Annotated in this window: 12 protein-coding genes; 1 reads left to right on the top strand and 11 read right to left on the bottom strand. The window is 46.1% G+C overall.

The features are described from left to right. Positions 1–36: 36 nt before the first annotated feature. The 6 genes from MHB56_RS07825 to MHB56_RS07850 all read right to left on the bottom strand — a co-directional run bounded on the left by MHB56_RS07825 (position 37) and on the right by MHB56_RS07850 (position 8,867). The gene (locus MHB56_RS07825) at positions 37–1,155 is read right to left on the bottom strand and encodes a hypothetical protein (RefSeq protein WP_341143448.1); all 1,119 of its coding nucleotides are present in this window, start codon (positions 1,153–1,155) and stop codon (positions 37–39) included. Next, the gene (locus tag MHB56_RS07830; protein ID WP_341143449.1) at positions 1,152–1,691 is read right to left on the bottom strand and encodes an RNA polymerase sigma factor; all 540 of its coding nucleotides are present in this window, start codon (positions 1,689–1,691) and stop codon (positions 1,152–1,154) included. The genes MHB56_RS07825 and MHB56_RS07830 overlap by 4 nt, the downstream gene beginning before the upstream one ends. Before the next feature lie 134 nt (positions 1,692–1,825). After that, on the bottom strand, positions 1,826–3,889 hold the full coding sequence (locus MHB56_RS07835) for a glycosyl hydrolase 115 family protein (protein WP_341143450.1): 2,064 nt from the start codon (positions 3,887–3,889) through the stop codon (positions 1,826–1,828). Between the two features lie 854 nt (positions 3,890–4,743). Further along, a complete protein-coding gene (locus MHB56_RS07840) occupies positions 4,744–7,419 on the bottom strand; it encodes a ComEC/Rec2 family competence protein (protein WP_341143451.1) in 2,676 nt (891 codons plus the stop codon). Between the two features lie 114 nt (positions 7,420–7,533). After that, entirely contained in the window at positions 7,534–8,052 is a 519-nt protein-coding gene (locus tag MHB56_RS07845) for a deoxycytidylate deaminase (RefSeq protein ID WP_076137388.1), read from the bottom strand. 113 nt (positions 8,053–8,165) lie between these two features. Continuing rightward, on the bottom strand, positions 8,166–8,867 hold the full coding sequence (locus tag MHB56_RS07850) for a ComEA family DNA-binding protein (protein WP_076185494.1): 702 nt from the start codon (positions 8,865–8,867) through the stop codon (positions 8,166–8,168). 187 nt (positions 8,868–9,054) lie between these two features. Between MHB56_RS07850 and comER the strand changes: the two genes are divergently transcribed. Further along, the gene (gene comER, locus MHB56_RS07855) at positions 9,055–9,906 is read left to right on the top strand and encodes a late competence protein ComER (RefSeq protein WP_036677548.1); all 852 of its coding nucleotides are present in this window, start codon (positions 9,055–9,057) and stop codon (positions 9,904–9,906) included. Between the two features lie 61 nt (positions 9,907–9,967). On the opposite strand, the gene leuS is transcribed toward comER, so the two are convergent. From leuS to MHB56_RS07880, 5 genes are all read right to left on the bottom strand, one after another. Further along, positions 9,968–12,418 carry a leucine--tRNA ligase gene (gene leuS / locus MHB56_RS07860; protein WP_076129683.1) on the bottom strand — a complete coding sequence of 817 codons (2,451 nt, stop codon included), beginning with the start codon at positions 12,416–12,418 and terminating at the stop codon, positions 9,968–9,970. 517 nt (positions 12,419–12,935) lie between these two features. Further along, positions 12,936–14,003 (bottom strand): AI-2E family transporter, encoded by a 1,068-nt coding sequence (locus tag MHB56_RS07865; protein WP_341143452.1) that lies wholly within the window; start codon positions 14,001–14,003, stop codon positions 12,936–12,938. A gap of 179 nt (positions 14,004–14,182) precedes the next feature. Then, positions 14,183–14,392: a hypothetical protein gene (locus MHB56_RS07870; RefSeq protein WP_036677557.1), complete on the bottom strand. Its 210-nt coding sequence runs from the start codon at positions 14,390–14,392 to the stop codon at positions 14,183–14,185. Positions 14,393–14,406: 14 nt separating this feature from the next. After that, positions 14,407–14,928 carry a PRC-barrel domain-containing protein gene (locus MHB56_RS07875; protein WP_036677560.1) on the bottom strand — a complete coding sequence of 174 codons (522 nt, stop codon included), beginning with the start codon at positions 14,926–14,928 and terminating at the stop codon, positions 14,407–14,409. A gap of 92 nt (positions 14,929–15,020) precedes the next feature. After that, a complete protein-coding gene (locus tag MHB56_RS07880; RefSeq protein ID WP_076179374.1) occupies positions 15,021–16,172 on the bottom strand; it encodes a cysteine desulfurase family protein in 1,152 nt (383 codons plus the stop codon). Positions 16,173–16,229 lie beyond the last annotated feature (57 nt).

Here is a 16,229-nt window from a genome sequence, read left to right on the forward strand (position 1 = left end):
ATCAAAAAGTATAGCTTTTATTTAGTGAATTATCTACTAGGGAGTCTGACTGTAAAATTCCTGATACAGCTCATTTTGTCGCTCTTCTGATAAAAATGCCCAATCTTCATCTAACCACCCTGGTCCACCTTTCGTAAGAATATCAGCTTTATAAAGTTCTCCATTCATCTCATATTCCATGGTTAACGATTGTCCATTAATGTCTCTAAATCCAATGGTCGATGCAGGTGTTTGAATGCTTAAGGTCTCCATATCATAAAGCACTGTTTTGTCTTGGTATGTCTTATCTACCGGGTATTCTAGGTAACTAAATACGATCTGGTCATGCTCCTTATCTACTGCGATTATTGACTTATATTCTAATAGCTCCCAATCAAAGGACGTAAGCTCTTTCGGTACCACTGATTCTCCTGTCGCTGCTTTTTTAACATTTAGAATAAAAAATCTACCATTCTCCATAATGCCTGAACCTATAGTCTTCGTATAGGTAAATAGCAGAGCGTAATCGCCCGCTCCAAAAAATCCACTCAAATATTGATAAGTACTTGCCCCTCCTGCATAAAGAGGTAAAGTATAAATCCTAGTAGCTGAAGAAGCCGATAATTCCGTCTGGTCCTTCGAGCTCAGGTAAAGAGTGAACGGTTCTGTAGGATGTGTGTACTTTGGCTTCTTGTAGTCCACCATCGGGGGTGGCGGCGACCAAAGGATTCCCGCTGTTGTCTCAACGGCATACGCTTTACTCTTATCTCTGTTCATTGGCAAAGGCATGTAGTATTTCTTACCACTAATCTCAAATTCTACTGGACTTGTCGGAGGCTCTATCGCTTTATCATTAGTTGCAGGACTAGAAGAAGGCAGTATGCCTGCGCCTTGTGACTGAACGGATGACGAATGGATTGGCCCTGTGTTTTTCCATATGCCCATAGGGAAGGTAAGCGCACCTATCAACAAAATCGTAGCCAGACTGGTCAACACCACATTTTTATTTATCCAATAACGTTTGTAAGCTGAACTTTTATTCGCAGCAGCCTGTTCGATCCGCATCATTAACTCAGGCGTAAAACCATCTTCAATGAAAGGATTTTTGCCTGCTTGCGCATACCAATCCGTCTGCCCGATCATCACTGGATTACTATCATCGGCGTTGCGTTTCATTCCCTCTCCTCCTTCTGGATAGCCTCTTTAACCTTCTCTCTCGCCCGCGCGAGCCGAGATTTCACGGTTCCTTGTGCTACATTCAGCAAATCTGACATTTCGGCAATGGATAATCCATGTTGAATATCTAGCACAAGCACCTCTCTGTTCTTCTCTGAAAGGGTCATAATAATTTCCCAGATCCGGTTCGCATACTGATTGCCAAGGGCTTCTTTTTCCGCAGAAGGTGCATTAACAGCAGTAGGTTGATCACCCAAAGCTATGAATCTGCGCCAAAAGCTATTTTTGCTCCAACTGAAGGCCGTATTTCTGGTAATCGTAAGCAGCCAGGTTTTCATCGAAGATTGCCCCCGGTATTTCCCAACATTCTTGTACGCCTTCAAAAACACTTCTTGGCTGATATCATTTGCCTGCTCTCGACTTCTAGTTAAGAAAAAAGCATAATTCCACACATCCGAGCCATACGCCTCCATCATTTCCCGCAAACTCATTGCGGGCGCATACGCTGCTGTATATGGTATATCTTCGCTTAGCATGTTTCGCCTCACCTCTTGCCTAATAAGACTTTCCAAACTTGAAAAAGTTCCCTCTAAAATAAAAAAATAGGTCATTTATTAAAAAACACCACCGATGAACGTTTAAGCGTTCACTAGTGGTGTGTGGATATTTTTTAAAGAGAGCTGAATTTCTCCTGTAGCCGCCGTGCAAGCTCATCGTCTGATAACGGATTACGATGCGTATTTTCCAGATAGATATGCTTTTCGGTCTCGGGCATCAAATATTCCTTATACCATAAAAACATATCCGGACTATCCCCCTGAATCCGCAAAAATTTACGGGCCGTTTCTACGTGATCTATAGTGTTGGCAATATTGGTCAACCAATCAGCCCGATAAAAATGCTTCCACTGGCCGATCTCTGCCCGTAAAAGAGCCTGCTGGCCCTCCTTATAATCCCAAACCGCATGAGAAGCTTCGATAAACGCCTCTGGAAATCTCTCTTCTTGGTAACACATATACGCCTGGCAAAGAGAGGATAACCCTCTGCACCCGCTCCAATGCAGCTCAATTTGAACTAGCAGTTGAACATGCAGCCTGTTTCGCTCTTTTACGGGTAAAAGTTCCATCACCTCTAGGCACTGCTTTCGCAGCAGATACCAGACTAGTATTACTCGCTCAGCTCGATCCCTGAACCATCGAACCTGCTCTACAAAAGGAACATCCCCTGCGGCCCAGCGCAGTCGCTCATCGCTCTCCGTCTTATTTTGCAGCCAATGCCCTATAATCTGCCTTGCCGGATGATGATAGAATTCATCGCCTGCGCGGTCGTCAGCATTAGGACCATATACTATGGTGTTTTTGAAGTAGCTTTTGTACAATTGTGCAATTCGCCCCTGCTGCGCTGTGTAGAAACGGTTAACGAAGATCTGAAGCTGTTCATCAGCATCTGCTGTTCCATCCATCCACAACTTTGCTGTCAGATCTAATGTATAGAGATGAGGCAAAATATTCCCTGAATTCACTAGCAGATATTCACTAGCCCCTGCCGCAAATGCCCCCTGTAATTCCTCCACTATAAAGGACGGATCCGTTGGGAATTGTGTTAGATGATTGGAGGCCTGCAAGTCGTGGAAGGTGACGTGGTAATATACCCCGTTTTTGCCTTGATCTCCTGCCTCGGGTAGAGCAGGCACGCGCAGATTCAGATGGCCATGTCGTCGCGACACCATTTTACCGTATCCGTTATCCGCCCATATTTTAATAACACCTTCTGGCACTTCGATCTTTCCTTGTTTATACAGCTCCGCAATTTCTCCGTACATCGCCATACAGCACACAGGCTGGTCCACATATTCACAGATCATATCGTATTGCTTGCGAACTACAAATGAGATCAAATCGCCCCGTTTCTCCGGAGTATCAAAAGAGGGATCATTCTCCCAAAAAGGTTTATCACCCTGTCCGCGGAAAGAGAGCACCCAGAGTGTTTTTTCATCTTTTTGCCGCTCAATGGCCTCTCTCCACAGCTGTTCAAATAATTCTGGATATTCTTTATAGCTAGCCTGCTTGCCCGGAAAAGCACGCAGGAACATTTGCGCGCCAAGCGGCTCCGCATGATGATGTGTGATCCACAGTCCCATATCCACCGCAAGCTGATGATGTATTCCGTTTCTCGGCAAATCCGTCCCGGGGATTACCATATTTCCACCACAGCGCAGCAGCGCTTCAAAAACAGGCTTCCATACCTCCGCCGTCGGAGGATAATCCTCCTTCCAGCCGATAAGACACACTTCATCATTCACGAACCAACCTCGGTAGCGTACCTTTGGCTGAATGCTGTTGTAATCAGAAACAGGTAGATTGATCGCATCTTTCTTAACAGGAGGAAGCTCCGCCCAGAACCAGAAGGGATCGACACCAAGCACGTGGCGGCTATAATGAAGCATCCCATAAATAATGCCCAATTCATCGCGGCCGATAATATGCAAGATCCGATCCTCTTCACTACCTGTAAAACGCAAACAAAAACCCTCCGCCCATTCCGGGCAGCCATCATCCTCTGTCGCATAACGAATAATTACAGTAGCTGCTGCTCCTTGTACCGGAGCTTTTCCGAACACCTGCTCATGATCCCTGGCGATCATCCGCCAAGCATATCCAATTGGATTACTGCGTTCTACTTGAACATCATATACACTTTCCGCTGTGACTCTAAATTCTGCATATGTATTCACTATCGCTTCATCTCCTAATTCGCTACAAAACACGGAGGACACAAGCTTCTCACCACCGCACTTTGCAACATAGTTTAAGTAAGCATAGAGTTTACCAGAATCTTCTATCTCTATTATAAAGCGTTTACATAGATTGTGCATGCGTATGTAATAATTACTGGAGGAGGACAGCGGTTCCTGGAGCTACTGGAGCTACTGGATTAGAGCAGCTGGTGCTAGAAAGGACAACAGTTACTAGCATTAGAGCAGCTGATGCTAGATAGGACAACAGTTACAGTATTAGAGCAGCTGGTGCTAAACAGGACAACAGTTACAGTATTAGAGTAGTTGGTGCTAGAACAGGGACAGTAGCTACTACGCTAAAACAGCTGGTGCTAAACAGGACAACAGTTACATACTTAGAGCAGCTGGTGCTAGAACAAATGGACTGGGATCATCAGCAAGTAACAGGAACTTATGTGAACGTTAGTATCACTACAACGATAATATGTAACTGAGGTGCTTTGATATGTTCATATGGAGCGTTTAGTTGCACTTTGTGCAACTAAAAAAGATCTTTCCAGCTCATAAAGTGATTTAGTTGCACTTCATGCAACTATTTCTGCTCAAATTTAGAAAAATAGGCGTTTTTCCAGATTTTAAGTGTACAAAGTGCAACTAAATGAAGAACCAGCTACTTTAAATTGCGATCTATTGCACAAAGTGCAACTAAACAAGGTTTTAGTTTTATAGTGGTGTAAAAGACCACGAAAGGAGCTTTAAAGGAGCTTTAAAGGAGCTTTAAAGGGACTTTATAGAGTCTGCGAAAATTAACATACACCACCAGCACTAAATCACATTACTCGACTACCTCCCTAATCCGCTCCCTCCGCCAACTTATGACGCACAATAATCCCGTCGGCCCGCACACGCATCTGGATCTCCCCCTGCCGATCCGTTCTAAAAATAGCAGCTTGATTAGCTTCCAAACGTTCCAATACCTCAGCTTTCGGATGACCATATAGATTATTTACTCCTGCAGAAATCACCGCAGCGGCTGGGTGCCAAAACTGCAGCCAAGACTCGCCTGTTGAAGTTTTGCTCCCATGGTGAGCTACTTTCAAAACGTCAATGGCAGGTCCTGCGTTAATGCCCTTTTGCAGGGCTTGCTGCACAATCTCCTCCTCGGCTTCCAGATCCATATCTCCGGTAAATAGAAAATTTCTTCCGTTCATCTCTAGACGAAAAACTACAGAATCGTGGTTCTGATCCTCCAACAGTGGGATGCTATTCAGCATAGAAGAACCTGACGCTGCTCCCTCTCTATCTTGTTCTTCCGGCCATAAAAAGGACAGCTCCGTCTTATCATCCGGGGAAAGCCTCATTCCCTGATGTACGGCATACAGTTGAACATTGTTCTCCAGCGCAGTCCGCATCATCTCCATATAAGATTCACGGTCAGCGAGTGTGCCATTAAAAAGCAGTGCCGAAACCGGAATTGCCTCCATAACGGCTTGGAGTCCCCCGGCATGATCCTGATCCCCATGAGTCAAAATAATCGCGTCCAGACGGTGGATCCCACGTTTTTTAAGCAAAGGCACCAACACTTTAGCCCCTACCTCGAACGGGCTGCGGCGAATGCGCCATTCTTCTTTTTGCCCAAAATTTAACGTTCCTCCACCATCTACAAGAATATGAGCTCCTTTTGGTGTAGTGATGAGGATACTGTCGCCTTGCCCGATATCCAGGTAACTAATCGTCCCTTTACCCGCCTGACGTTCTGACTGATAACCCTTGTACAGCATTAGGCCCAGTCCAACCGCAGATAGTAGAACAATCGCTCCGCTCCAACGTACAATCTTAGGTTCATCCAAAAAATACTGTGCGCTCCCCGTTCCCCCAAACCCGCCGTGCTTGTTCACAGATAAACCAATCTCAGCTAACGGCCTCGTCTCATCCTCCATATACTGAGGTGTTGCGCGGGCTTCTACTCTTAGCCTGGCAGCATACAACAGCCCATACAATAAGACATAATACACTCCGATCCACAGCAGTGAAGGCGAGCGCCAAATCAGAACTCCACCAGCAAAACCATTAATCCATTCAACCGCATAAAAAGTAACGTTATTCAGCAGCTCCGTAATATGTGCAAAAAAAATCGCGGCATCTCCCCACAATCGTCCAAGCAGTAGCGCAAGCGTTCCTAACGGCAATACGATAAAAGTAATAAAGGGCACAAAAACCAGATTAGCCACTAAAGACAGCAGAGAAAATTGATAAAAATAATAAATCGTCAATGGAAATGAGACCAACTGGGCAACTAGAGTCACAGAGACGGCGCTTTTAAGCCAGCGTGGCAGTGCGCTCAGCAGAGGGTCCATAAGCGGAACGTAGACCATTAATCCTAAGGTCACCAGAAACGACAGCTGGAAACTGACACTGAGCAGCATGTAAGGATTCCAAATCAGCATAACCAGTGCCGCTGCAGCCAAAATATTCAGTCCATCCTTCAGCATGCCAACTCGTGCAGCGAGCAATGCAATCATACTCATTAATCCCGCACGCACGATAGACGGACCCGCACCTGTCAACAGGACGTATACAGGAACGAGCACTAAGGTGACTGTTAGCGTGGTTTCTTTTGTCATCCGTAAGCGCCTGAATATAAATAAAAGAACACCAACATACACCGCAACATGCATACCTGAAATGGCGAGGATATGTGTCAAACCAAGTTGTGAGAACTGCTTAAAGGTATCCGGATCGAGATCATCCTGCATCCCAATCACCAAACCCTTCATATATCCAGAGTGGCGCGCTTGAAACAGCCGATCCGTCTCCGCTCCAAGAATTGCCCGCGCTTTATCATTCCAGCGTAAGATCATTAACGGATTCCATGAATCTGGAGCAGTTGCTTGCACATTTTCTGCACCTTGACTCTTTAGAATCCAGTGAATCTTCTGCGTATGCAAATAGGCCCTATAATCAAACCCTCCGTAATTCCGCGCTGTTGCTGGCTCTTCAAGTACACCGTTTAGCGACACCTGATCCCCTCTGCGCCACTCCGCAGCAATAGCGATTTCTTGCTCGGCAAGTAGTTTGATCTGCACCATAATTAACTCCCCATGCACTCTTTTATCTTGTTCGTCCCGCGGATCAGGTGAAGCGGCATCTTCCTCAGTAATCAACGATAACTCTGAGAGCTTCATCGTGAAATCAACCCGGTCCCCGTCCCGTTCCACAACGGAAACTATCGTCCCCTTAGCCTCCACGGCAGTCTCATTCAACTCCGACAATAATCTCCCTAGCGCTTCAGGCAGGTGACTTAAATTACGGCCTTCATTCCATTCCCAATATCCAGCGGATAAACTAATCGCCAAACAAAATACCGCCAGCTGCTTCCAGTTCATGTTCACCCAAACTCTCATACTAACCAGTAAAAATAGTAATCCAGCCCACGCCAACCATAAGCTAATCCCTGAGAATAAACACGCTGCTGCACTTCCAGCCACCCAACACACTGTAAAACTTAATAAGGGTCTCTCCTTCACGCCTCCATTCTCCTCCTTTCGCAAGATAAAAAAAAGAACCTCTGCATACGCCATAAAAGCGCACGAGAGGTTCTTCCTCAAGCCATCTTATTCAATTAGGGTTGTACAATACAGCTACTCGGCTACTTTAATCATCGTTTCACTTGGCGGCTCATAATTCTCCAATTGGCGAAATACGATGCCTTTGGCAGCCATCATTGCTTCTACCTTTTCCATATCCTTACGGTAAGGACGATAATACACAATCTCCACAATACCGCTGTTAGCCAGCATATTTGCACAGGTCCAGCAAGGCTCATCCGTCACGTAGACGGTACTGCCTTCCCGGTCAATCCGGTCTGTGAATAGCAAAAGATTCTGTTCGGCATGAATCGTGCGAATGCAGCGCTGTTTCTTCACCATAGTCTCTACGCCATCCACGATCTCCATCTCATATTGCTCCGATAGCATACAACCTGCCTCTGAGCAATCAGGTACGCCCATTGGCGCCCCGTTGTACGCGGTACCAAGCAGCTTCTTGCCTTGCACCAGTACAGCACCTACATGTCGTCGTGAGCAGCGTGAACGAGTTGAGACCATACAGGCAATGTCCATGAAATAAGTATCCCAGTCTTTACGATAGGCAGTAGTCATAATCAATCTCCATATCCTTCTAAATAGTTGTTAACTATTGTAGCACATCCCCGCAAGTTTTCACTAGGACAACGGTTGTGGCACTTCCAACGATCTTCATTTCTTATTTATCTTCAAAATATTACTAAAGCTTTTAACTTCTCCAGCATTTTAGGTCCTATCCCCTTTACCTTCCCCAGATCAGACAGGCTGCGAAAGGTCCCTTCTCGGTTGCGGTAATCCATAATTGCCTGAGCCTTCTTTTCTCCGATGCCCGGAAGATCCATCAGCTCCTTAACACCCGCAGTATTCACATTTACTTTACCTTCCTGTGAAGCTGCTGATATGGAAAGCTCAGTCGTCTCCTTAGCCGCAACAACTTTATCCCCTGCCGGCGTTTGCTTCCCTGCAATGTTTGGCGTTTGAACTTCTGCCCCTGCTGGTGTTTGGCCTTCTGCCGTTGGCGTTTGGACCGCTCCTTCTGCTCTCTCCCCCGCAGCGGCTGTCGAAGCTTTTTCATCTGCCGAAGTTTGGACAGCTTGTTCTGCTTGCGCAGCCACCTTAACCTTCTCACCGTCTTCAGCATTCCCAGCAGCTTCAGCCTGCCCTGCATCTTTCTCTAAATGTAGCTTATTTCCCTTCGTCTGATGACCTCCCTCACTGCCCCCAGCAGCTGGAGCGCCACCAGACTCAGCGATTCCAACCGCTTGCTCCATAACAACATTCAAAGTCTCCCACCCGGCAATCCCGGAATCGCCCTTGCTCCCTGCCGCCCATAAAAGCCCACTTCCTATTACAGCAGCAGCCACTCCGAGTACGATACTTCCTTTATTCATATTACTTTCCTCCTCACAAAAATTCTTCTTATGCCTTTTTGTGAATCTTCATACATTCCTGCGGCTGGAAACTCCTTTAATAATTCATACAAAACCTGTCATCTGTCCAAGTCTATCCTGCATACATATAACGAAGAGCATTCATGTCAGTTAGTAAATAAGCAACGCTAGAAAGGAGGAACCACAGGTGAAAGTTGGATTTATCGGAACAGGCAGCATGGGCAGCCTGCTGATTGACGCCTTTCTTTCTTCCGGAGCCCTGAATCCGTGCGATGTACTCGCCAGCAACCGCAGTCTGAATAAACTGCTGGAGCTAGAAGATCGTCATCCCGGCATAAACTTATGCGGAAGCAATAGTGAAACAGCGACTGGAAGTGACATTGTTTTTTTATGTGTAAAACCGCTGGAATTCAAAACCTTAACAGATGAGATCGGCCCTTATCTCCGCAGCGATCAAATCGTCGTATCCATTACAAGTCCCGTTCAATTGCAACATCTGGAATCCGCTTTGCCGTCCAAAATAGCCAAGATCATCCCCAGCATTACACACTGTGTCAAAAGTGGGACATCACTGTGCATATTTGGCAGCAGGCTTAATAAAGAAGACAGGCTCGTGCTGCTGCAGCTGTTGTCTTTCATAGGTGTTCCTTTGGAAATACAAGAGGCCCATACCCGAATCGCTTCTGATTTCTCCAGCTGCGGACCTGCGTTCTTGAGCTATTTCATTGAACGCTGGATTGAAGCTGCGGTGGAAGTTACCGGGATTGAAGAGACGTTAATCAGCCGGCTTGCAGGTGAAATGCTGCTTGGAACAGGCAAGCTGCTAACAGAAGGAGAATTCACCCCGCAAGAGCTTCAAGAACGTGTAGCTGTCCGTGGTGGGATTACCGCAGAAGCACTGAACCATCTTCGCATTAGCCTTGAGGGCGTATTCGAACGTCTCATCATGACTACCCATGATAAATACGATGAGGATGTTACCAAGCTGGATGCGTTATTTGGGCATGACGGTATTATTCAAAGTCCCGTAGACCGTTAGAAAACAATAAAACCCGCAGCACGGAATTCTCCGTTGCTGCGGGCAATATTGCGTTCTTCGCTTAACCCACTACGATATTTACAAGCTTGCCAGGAACCGCAATGATCTTGCGTACGGTTTTACCTTCTACTGCTGCACTCACATTCGGGAGTGACAACGCATGAGCTTGCATCTCTTCTTGACCCATATCCTGCGGGATCAACGCGCGTTGTACGATTTTACCATTTACCTGAATAACGATTTCAACCTCAGCATCCACCGTCCATGCTTCATCATACGTTGGCCAAGCCACGTAGCTGATACTTCCTTCGTGACCGAGCAGCTGCCACAGCTCTTCAGCGATGTGAGGCGCCAGTGGTGACAACATTTGTACGAAGTGTTCAGCAGCTTCTTGGGACAAAGTTTCTTGCTTATAAGCATCGTTAATAAAAATCATCAATTGGCTAATTGAGGTATTGAAACGCAGATGCTCGAAATCATCAGTGACCTTCTTAATGGTCTTGTGCCAAGTGCGTTTGAACTCGTCAGTGCCACCGTCTGCTGTGATTTTGGTGCTCAGCTTACCATCTTCACTCACGAACAGGCGCCATACACGGGACAAGAAACGGTGAACTCCTTCTACACCCTTTTCATTCCAAGGTTTGGTTGCTTCCAGAGGGCCCATAAACATTTCATACACACGCAGCGTATCTGCACCAAATGCTTCCACAATCTCATCAGGGTTGATGACATTTCCGCGTGATTTACTCATTTTTTCATTATTATTTCCAAGAATCATACCTTGGTTAACCAGCTTATGGAAAGGTTCTTTTGTTTCAACTACGCCGAGATCATAAAGCACCTTGTGCCAGAATCGTGCATAGAGCAAGTGAAGCACGGCATGTTCCGCTCCACCAATATACAGATCTACTGGAAGCCATGCTTTTTGTTTCTCAGGGGAGCACAGCTCTTGATCATTTTTCGGATCAATATAACGCAGGTAATACCAGCAGCTGCCCGCCCATTGCGGCATGGTGTTCGTCTCGCGGCGAGCCTTCATGCCAGTCTCAGGATCGATAGTTTCCACCCACTCTGTTACATTCGCAAGTGGAGATTCCCCTGTACCCGAAGGTTTGATTGCCTCTACATCTGGCAGTACCAGCGGCAGCTGATCAACCGGAACAGTCTTCATTGTGCCGTCTTCCAAATGCAGAATTGGAATGGGCTCTCCCCAGTAGCGTTGACGGCTGAACAGCCAGTCACGCAGACGATAAGTTACTTTGCCTTTACCTACGCCCTTCTCTTCCAACCAAGCAATCATCTTCGCAATCGCTTCTTCATTCTTGAGTCCATTCAGGAAATCAGAATTGACATGCGGCCCATCTCCGGAATAAGCCTCTTCTTCAACGTTGCCGCCTTGAACGACTTCCACGATATTCAGGCCGAATTGTTTAGCAAATTCCCAGTCGCGAGTATCGTGACCCGGAACTGCCATAATTGCTCCCGTTCCGTAACCAGCAAGCACATAATCTGCAATCCAGATTGGCGCCTTAGCACCATTCACAGGATTAATTGCATATGCGCCTGTGAAGACACCGCTCTTCTCTTTCGCCAAATCCGTACGCTCCAGATCGCTCTTACGTGAAGCTTTTTCACGATATTCTGCCACAGCAGCACGCTGTGCTTCAGTTGTAATCACATCAACAAGCTCATGCTCTGGTGCCAATACGCAGTAACTTGCTCCGAACAGTGTATCTGGACGTGTAGTAAACACGGTCAGGTTAGCTTCGTGACCTTCAATGTTAAAGTTCACTTCTGCACCTGTTGATTTCCCGATCCAGTTGCGCTGCATATCCTTGATGCTTTCGGACCAATCCAGCTCTTCCAGATCCTCCAGCAAACGCTCAGCGTACTCTGTAATTCTCAGAATCCATTGACGCATCGGTTTGCGCACGACAGGGTGACCTCCGCGCTCACTTTTACCATCGATAACCTCTTCGTTGGCAAGTACCGTACCCAGTGCCTCACACCAGTTAACAGGTACTTCTGCTACATAAGCCAGGCCTTTGTTATACAACTGGATAAAAATCCATTGTGTCCATTTATAATAATCCGGATCTGTCGTGCTGATCTCGCGGTCCCAATCGTAGGAGAAACCCAGCGATTTGATCTGACGACGGAAATTATCGATGTTCTTATCGGTAAAATCACGTGGATGCTGGCCGGTATCCATCGCATACTGCTCTGCCGGAAGTCCAAAAGCATCCCAGCCCATCGGATGCAATACGTTGAAACCGCGCATCCGTTTGTAGCGAGAAACGATATCCGTCGCTGTGTAACCCTCTGGATGACCTACGTGCAGTCCTGCACCTGAAGGATACGGAAACATATCCAGTGCATAAAAATTGGGTTTTTCAGGATCTTCTCCTGTCTTAAAGCTTTTGTTCTCATCCCAGAACTTTTGCCATTTCGGCTCAATAGCCTGCGCCCGGTAACCAGTAGCGGGTATGCTATTTGTTTGATTGTCGCTCATTGTCTGCTCCTCCTTGGAGTGTTACTTCTTAGATTTCTTATTCCTTAACCAAGCATATACGCCCTCGGTGTCCTTATAAGGACGGTAAGCATTTATGCGGGAAATATAAGACATGAAGTATTGCGTGAAACGTATACTCTCTTATATTTACAAAAAAACCTCCCATCCCTAGCGTATTATCGCTAGGGACGAGAGGTTATAATTCCCGTGGTACCACCCTAGTTAGCGGCTGAATATACTTTATTCTGCCACTCACTTTGCACCCTTTAGCGGGGGTGAGGCGACGGCGGTTCATTCATGACATCCATTATCTCTTATGGATATCCTGTAAACTTGCACCGTTACTCCGAGGTGAGTTCACTCTGTTCCGTTAACCGACTCGCACCTTAGTGCCGGCTCTCTGCAATAACGGTATAGAATTAATACTCCTCATCATCGAACAACTATATACTGAGTCATCAGTAATATTCCCCAACATTATATACAAAACTGTTGTCAATAGTCAATGATTATCCCTTTATACAGGCTTTCGTTTGATTAAAAACGCCATAAAGTGTTGAATAACGACTTTTGCAGCTGCAAAGAACGGTACAGCAAGGATCAGTCCAATCATCCCTGCCAGCTCACCACCTACCAGCAATGCAAAGATAATAAGCAGCGGATGCAAATGTAGCGTCCTGCCTACTACCTGTGGAGAAATAATATTGCTCTCCACAATTTGACATAAAGTGTTTACCACAGCAACCAGTAGAACTAATCGAAAAGAGACGGTCGAAGCCATCACAATAGCAGGTGCAGCCCCTAGAAAAGGACCCATATACGGAACAATATTAAATACTGCCACCACACTGGCGAACAGTAAGGCATAAGGCATTCCGACGATAGCATAGCCGATATAGGCGAGCACACCTATAATGATGCAGACCAGAAATTGTCCGCGAATGTAATTGCCGAGCGCGGCATCAATATCTTTTAACAAAGTAACAATAGACTTGCGGCGTGCGCGGGGCAGACAAGAGACCACCGTCCGTTCAAATACGTCAAAATCCTTCAGAATATAGAACACCAGAAACGGCACGATAAAAGCATTGAACAGCAAGTTAATCGTTGTCCCTATGTTATCGAGAAAATGAGAAATCCCTTCGGCCAGACGATTCTCCAATTGAAAAAACCAGTTGTTCATCCCCATTTCAACCCCAGGTGGTATTAGCCTTGTATTCATATGGCTCATCAGGCCTTGGGCTTGCAGTGTGATGTCAGGCAGATGTTCATTTAACTCTTCAAGCTGCTCAATAAACATCGGGATAAGGTTGATGGCGATCACGGTAATCGCCGTTAGAAACACTGCATATATAAGTAGAACAGCTACGCTACGCGGCATCTTCCGTCCGGCCAGCATACTAACCACGGGATTCAGCACATAGGAAATAATCATAGCTGCCAGAAATGGAGCGAGGATTGCCTTTAAGAATACAAAAATCCCCTGCAGCATCGGACGAAGCAACCAAACAAAATACAAAATGATCAGGGATAGCAGCACTCCGATCATCCAGCGGAACCATTTACTTTGGGACCATTGTTCCATGAGAGTACCCTCCTGCGGTAGAGCCTGGACTAGCTTCGTAAATAAGTATATGTATGGCCGCAGCAAAATAACCATCAAACACACAAAAAAGCGTCAATAACCTTGCAACTGATTTCAGCTGAAAGGAAATTGACGCTTAAGTACATAGAGCAGTCTTGCTTACAAAGCAAGATTCATAGTTAAGACGACGCATGAATTTGCGGGAAATCCTGAGTCATATCATCCCCGGAGAACAGGTCGTCCAGTGAGCTTAGTGTGCCGTCTTCTTCAACTTGATAAACCGACATTTTTTCGCCATTTACCGTCAATTCGATGAAACAGCCCCAGCAATAAAACTGGTGGGAACCGATCTTTCCAATATCTTTGGAGTTGCAGTTTGGACACTTCATATAATACATTCCACCTATCCGTTAACAATATTAATGGCTTTTTGTAGCCGTTCTTCGCTCATCGCAGGAACCATTAATGCATTCTCACCAATGGACATCTCGTCAGAACAAGGCAGCCATTTGCGGCCTTCGATCAAATCAGTGACAAGCCCGTCACTAATTTCCAGCGCTCCTATTGTGTTTCCCAACTTTTGGTCAAAATAAACATCAGATATTCGTCCGAGTATAGTTCCAGTTGTAGTTAGCACTTTTAAATCCTTAAGTTTGTTCTTTCCAAGTAGAAAAGTACAAGGTATATGATCGGCATCTATCTTATCAATCGACTCTTTACTACGAATCATGACAGCATCCTCGCCGTAGGCCACAATATCTTCCCATGCCACAAATTTCACATGGCCACCAAAAAAAGATTTGCTTTCCAGTTCAATACCCGTAATATTCCAGTTTGAATCGAGCAAAATATCGACAATTTTGCCGATTGCGTTACCCTCTTCAACTTCATATACAGCCAAGCCGATCAGATCTTGAAGTTTCATGGCTGCTCGGTCTCCTCACTTTGAGTGTAATTACGAGTTCTCAAAAAGTGAAAGCCCGAATGATCGGGATACCTATCATAGCCTAGAAGTAACTAGTCTCTGATACGCAGCCGATTCAGAATGGTTTCAACTTTTCGAGCAACGTACTCAATTTCTTCAGTAGTATTACCCAAACCCATGCTAAATCGAATCGCGGACCCTAAAATATTTTCTGGAAGCTCCATTGCTCTCAGAACATGGGATATTTCCAGTGATCCTGACGTGCAGGCTGAACCGCTTGCCGCCGCAATCCCGTCCATATCCAGGTTCATCAGCATAACATCTGTTCTAGCTCCCGGGAAGCTCAAATTCAGTATACTTGGCAAAAAATGATCGGTATTGCCGTTAATCGAATAACTTTCCCGTCCAATCAGCGTATCCAGCTCTTCAAGTAGTCTATTGCGCAGAAGCTGCACTTTTTGTCGACGTTCTGATAGACCTGTAACTGCTATCTCAACAGCCTTGGCAAATCCAGCAGTACCTGCTAGATTTTCTGTTCCGGCTCGTCTGCCGCGCTCCTGAAGGCCACCGTGGAGTCTTGGATGCAGCGGTGCTCCACTCCGCACATAAAGGCCACCGATCCCCCCAGGTCCATTGATTTTGTGAGCTGTAAAGCTCATGTAATCTACCGGAAGCTCCCGCAGTGTGATCGGTAAGGCACCAAGAGCTTGTACAGCATCAACATGGAACAGAATTCCCCGCTCTCTGGCAAGCTGGCCAATTTCCTGAATCGGCTGAACGGTTCCTACCTCATTATTGGCATACATTACACTGATTAGCACCGTGTCTTCCTGCACCGCTGCTTCTACGTCTGCAACGGATACTCGGCCTGTAGAATCCACAGGAAGATAAGTAACCTTAAAGCCTTCCTTCTCCAGCTCTTCGCAGGTATGTAGCACTGCATGATGCTCTATCGCAGAGGTGATAATATGATTGCCTTTCTGGGCAACAGCAGCGACAGCTCCATAGAGGGCTAGATTGTCGCTTTCGGTTCCGCCGCCAGTGAACACCCACTCTTCCGGCGAGCAGCCTAAAAAGGCGGCGATAGTATCGCGCGCCCCATTTAATATTTTCTTGGCTGAACGTCCGAACTGATGTACACTGGACGCATTTCCATATTGTTCTGTCATTATATTCAGCATGACCTTGGCCACCTCGGGATGAACCGGAGTTGATGCGGCGTGGTCCAAATAGATGGTTTTCATCATTCATTTCTCCACTTCTAGGGTATAGGACAATAGTTCGTTTTTAAGAACTATTAA

The sequence above is a fragment of the Paenibacillus sp. FSL H8-0315 genome (genome assembly GCF_038005365.1).
Classification (GTDB): Bacteria; Bacillota; Bacilli; order Paenibacillales; family Paenibacillaceae; genus Paenibacillus_AQ; species Paenibacillus_AQ odorifer.

Bases quoted from the DNA above. Each gene is read 5' to 3' on its own strand.
- MHB56_RS07825 (WP_341143448.1), bottom strand. From the start codon at position 1,155: ATGAAACGCAACGCCGATGATAGTAATCCAGTGATGATCGGGCAGACG.
- MHB56_RS07845 (WP_076137388.1), bottom strand. From the start codon at position 8,052: ATGACTACTGCCTATCGTAAAGACTGGGATACTTATTTCATGGACATT.
- MHB56_RS07865 (WP_341143452.1), bottom strand. From the start codon at position 14,003: ATGGAACAATGGTCCCAAAGTAAATGGTTCCGCTGGATGATCGGAGTG.
- MHB56_RS07880 (WP_076179374.1), bottom strand. From the start codon at position 16,172: ATGAAAACCATCTATTTGGACCACGCCGCATCAACTCCGGTTCATCCC.
- leuS (WP_076129683.1), bottom strand. From the start codon at position 12,418: ATGAGCGACAATCAAACAAATAGCATACCCGCTACTGGTTACCGGGCG.
- MHB56_RS07875 (WP_036677560.1), bottom strand. From the start codon at position 14,928: ATGAAACTTCAAGATCTGATCGGCTTGGCTGTATATGAAGTTGAAGAG.
- MHB56_RS07870 (WP_036677557.1), bottom strand. From the start codon at position 14,392: ATGAAGTGTCCAAACTGCAACTCCAAAGATATTGGAAAGATCGGTTCC.
- MHB56_RS07830 (WP_341143449.1), bottom strand. From the start codon at position 1,691: ATGCTAAGCGAAGATATACCATATACAGCAGCGTATGCGCCCGCAATG.
- MHB56_RS07850 (WP_076185494.1), bottom strand. From the start codon at position 8,867: ATGAATAAAGGAAGTATCGTACTCGGAGTGGCTGCTGCTGTAATAGGA.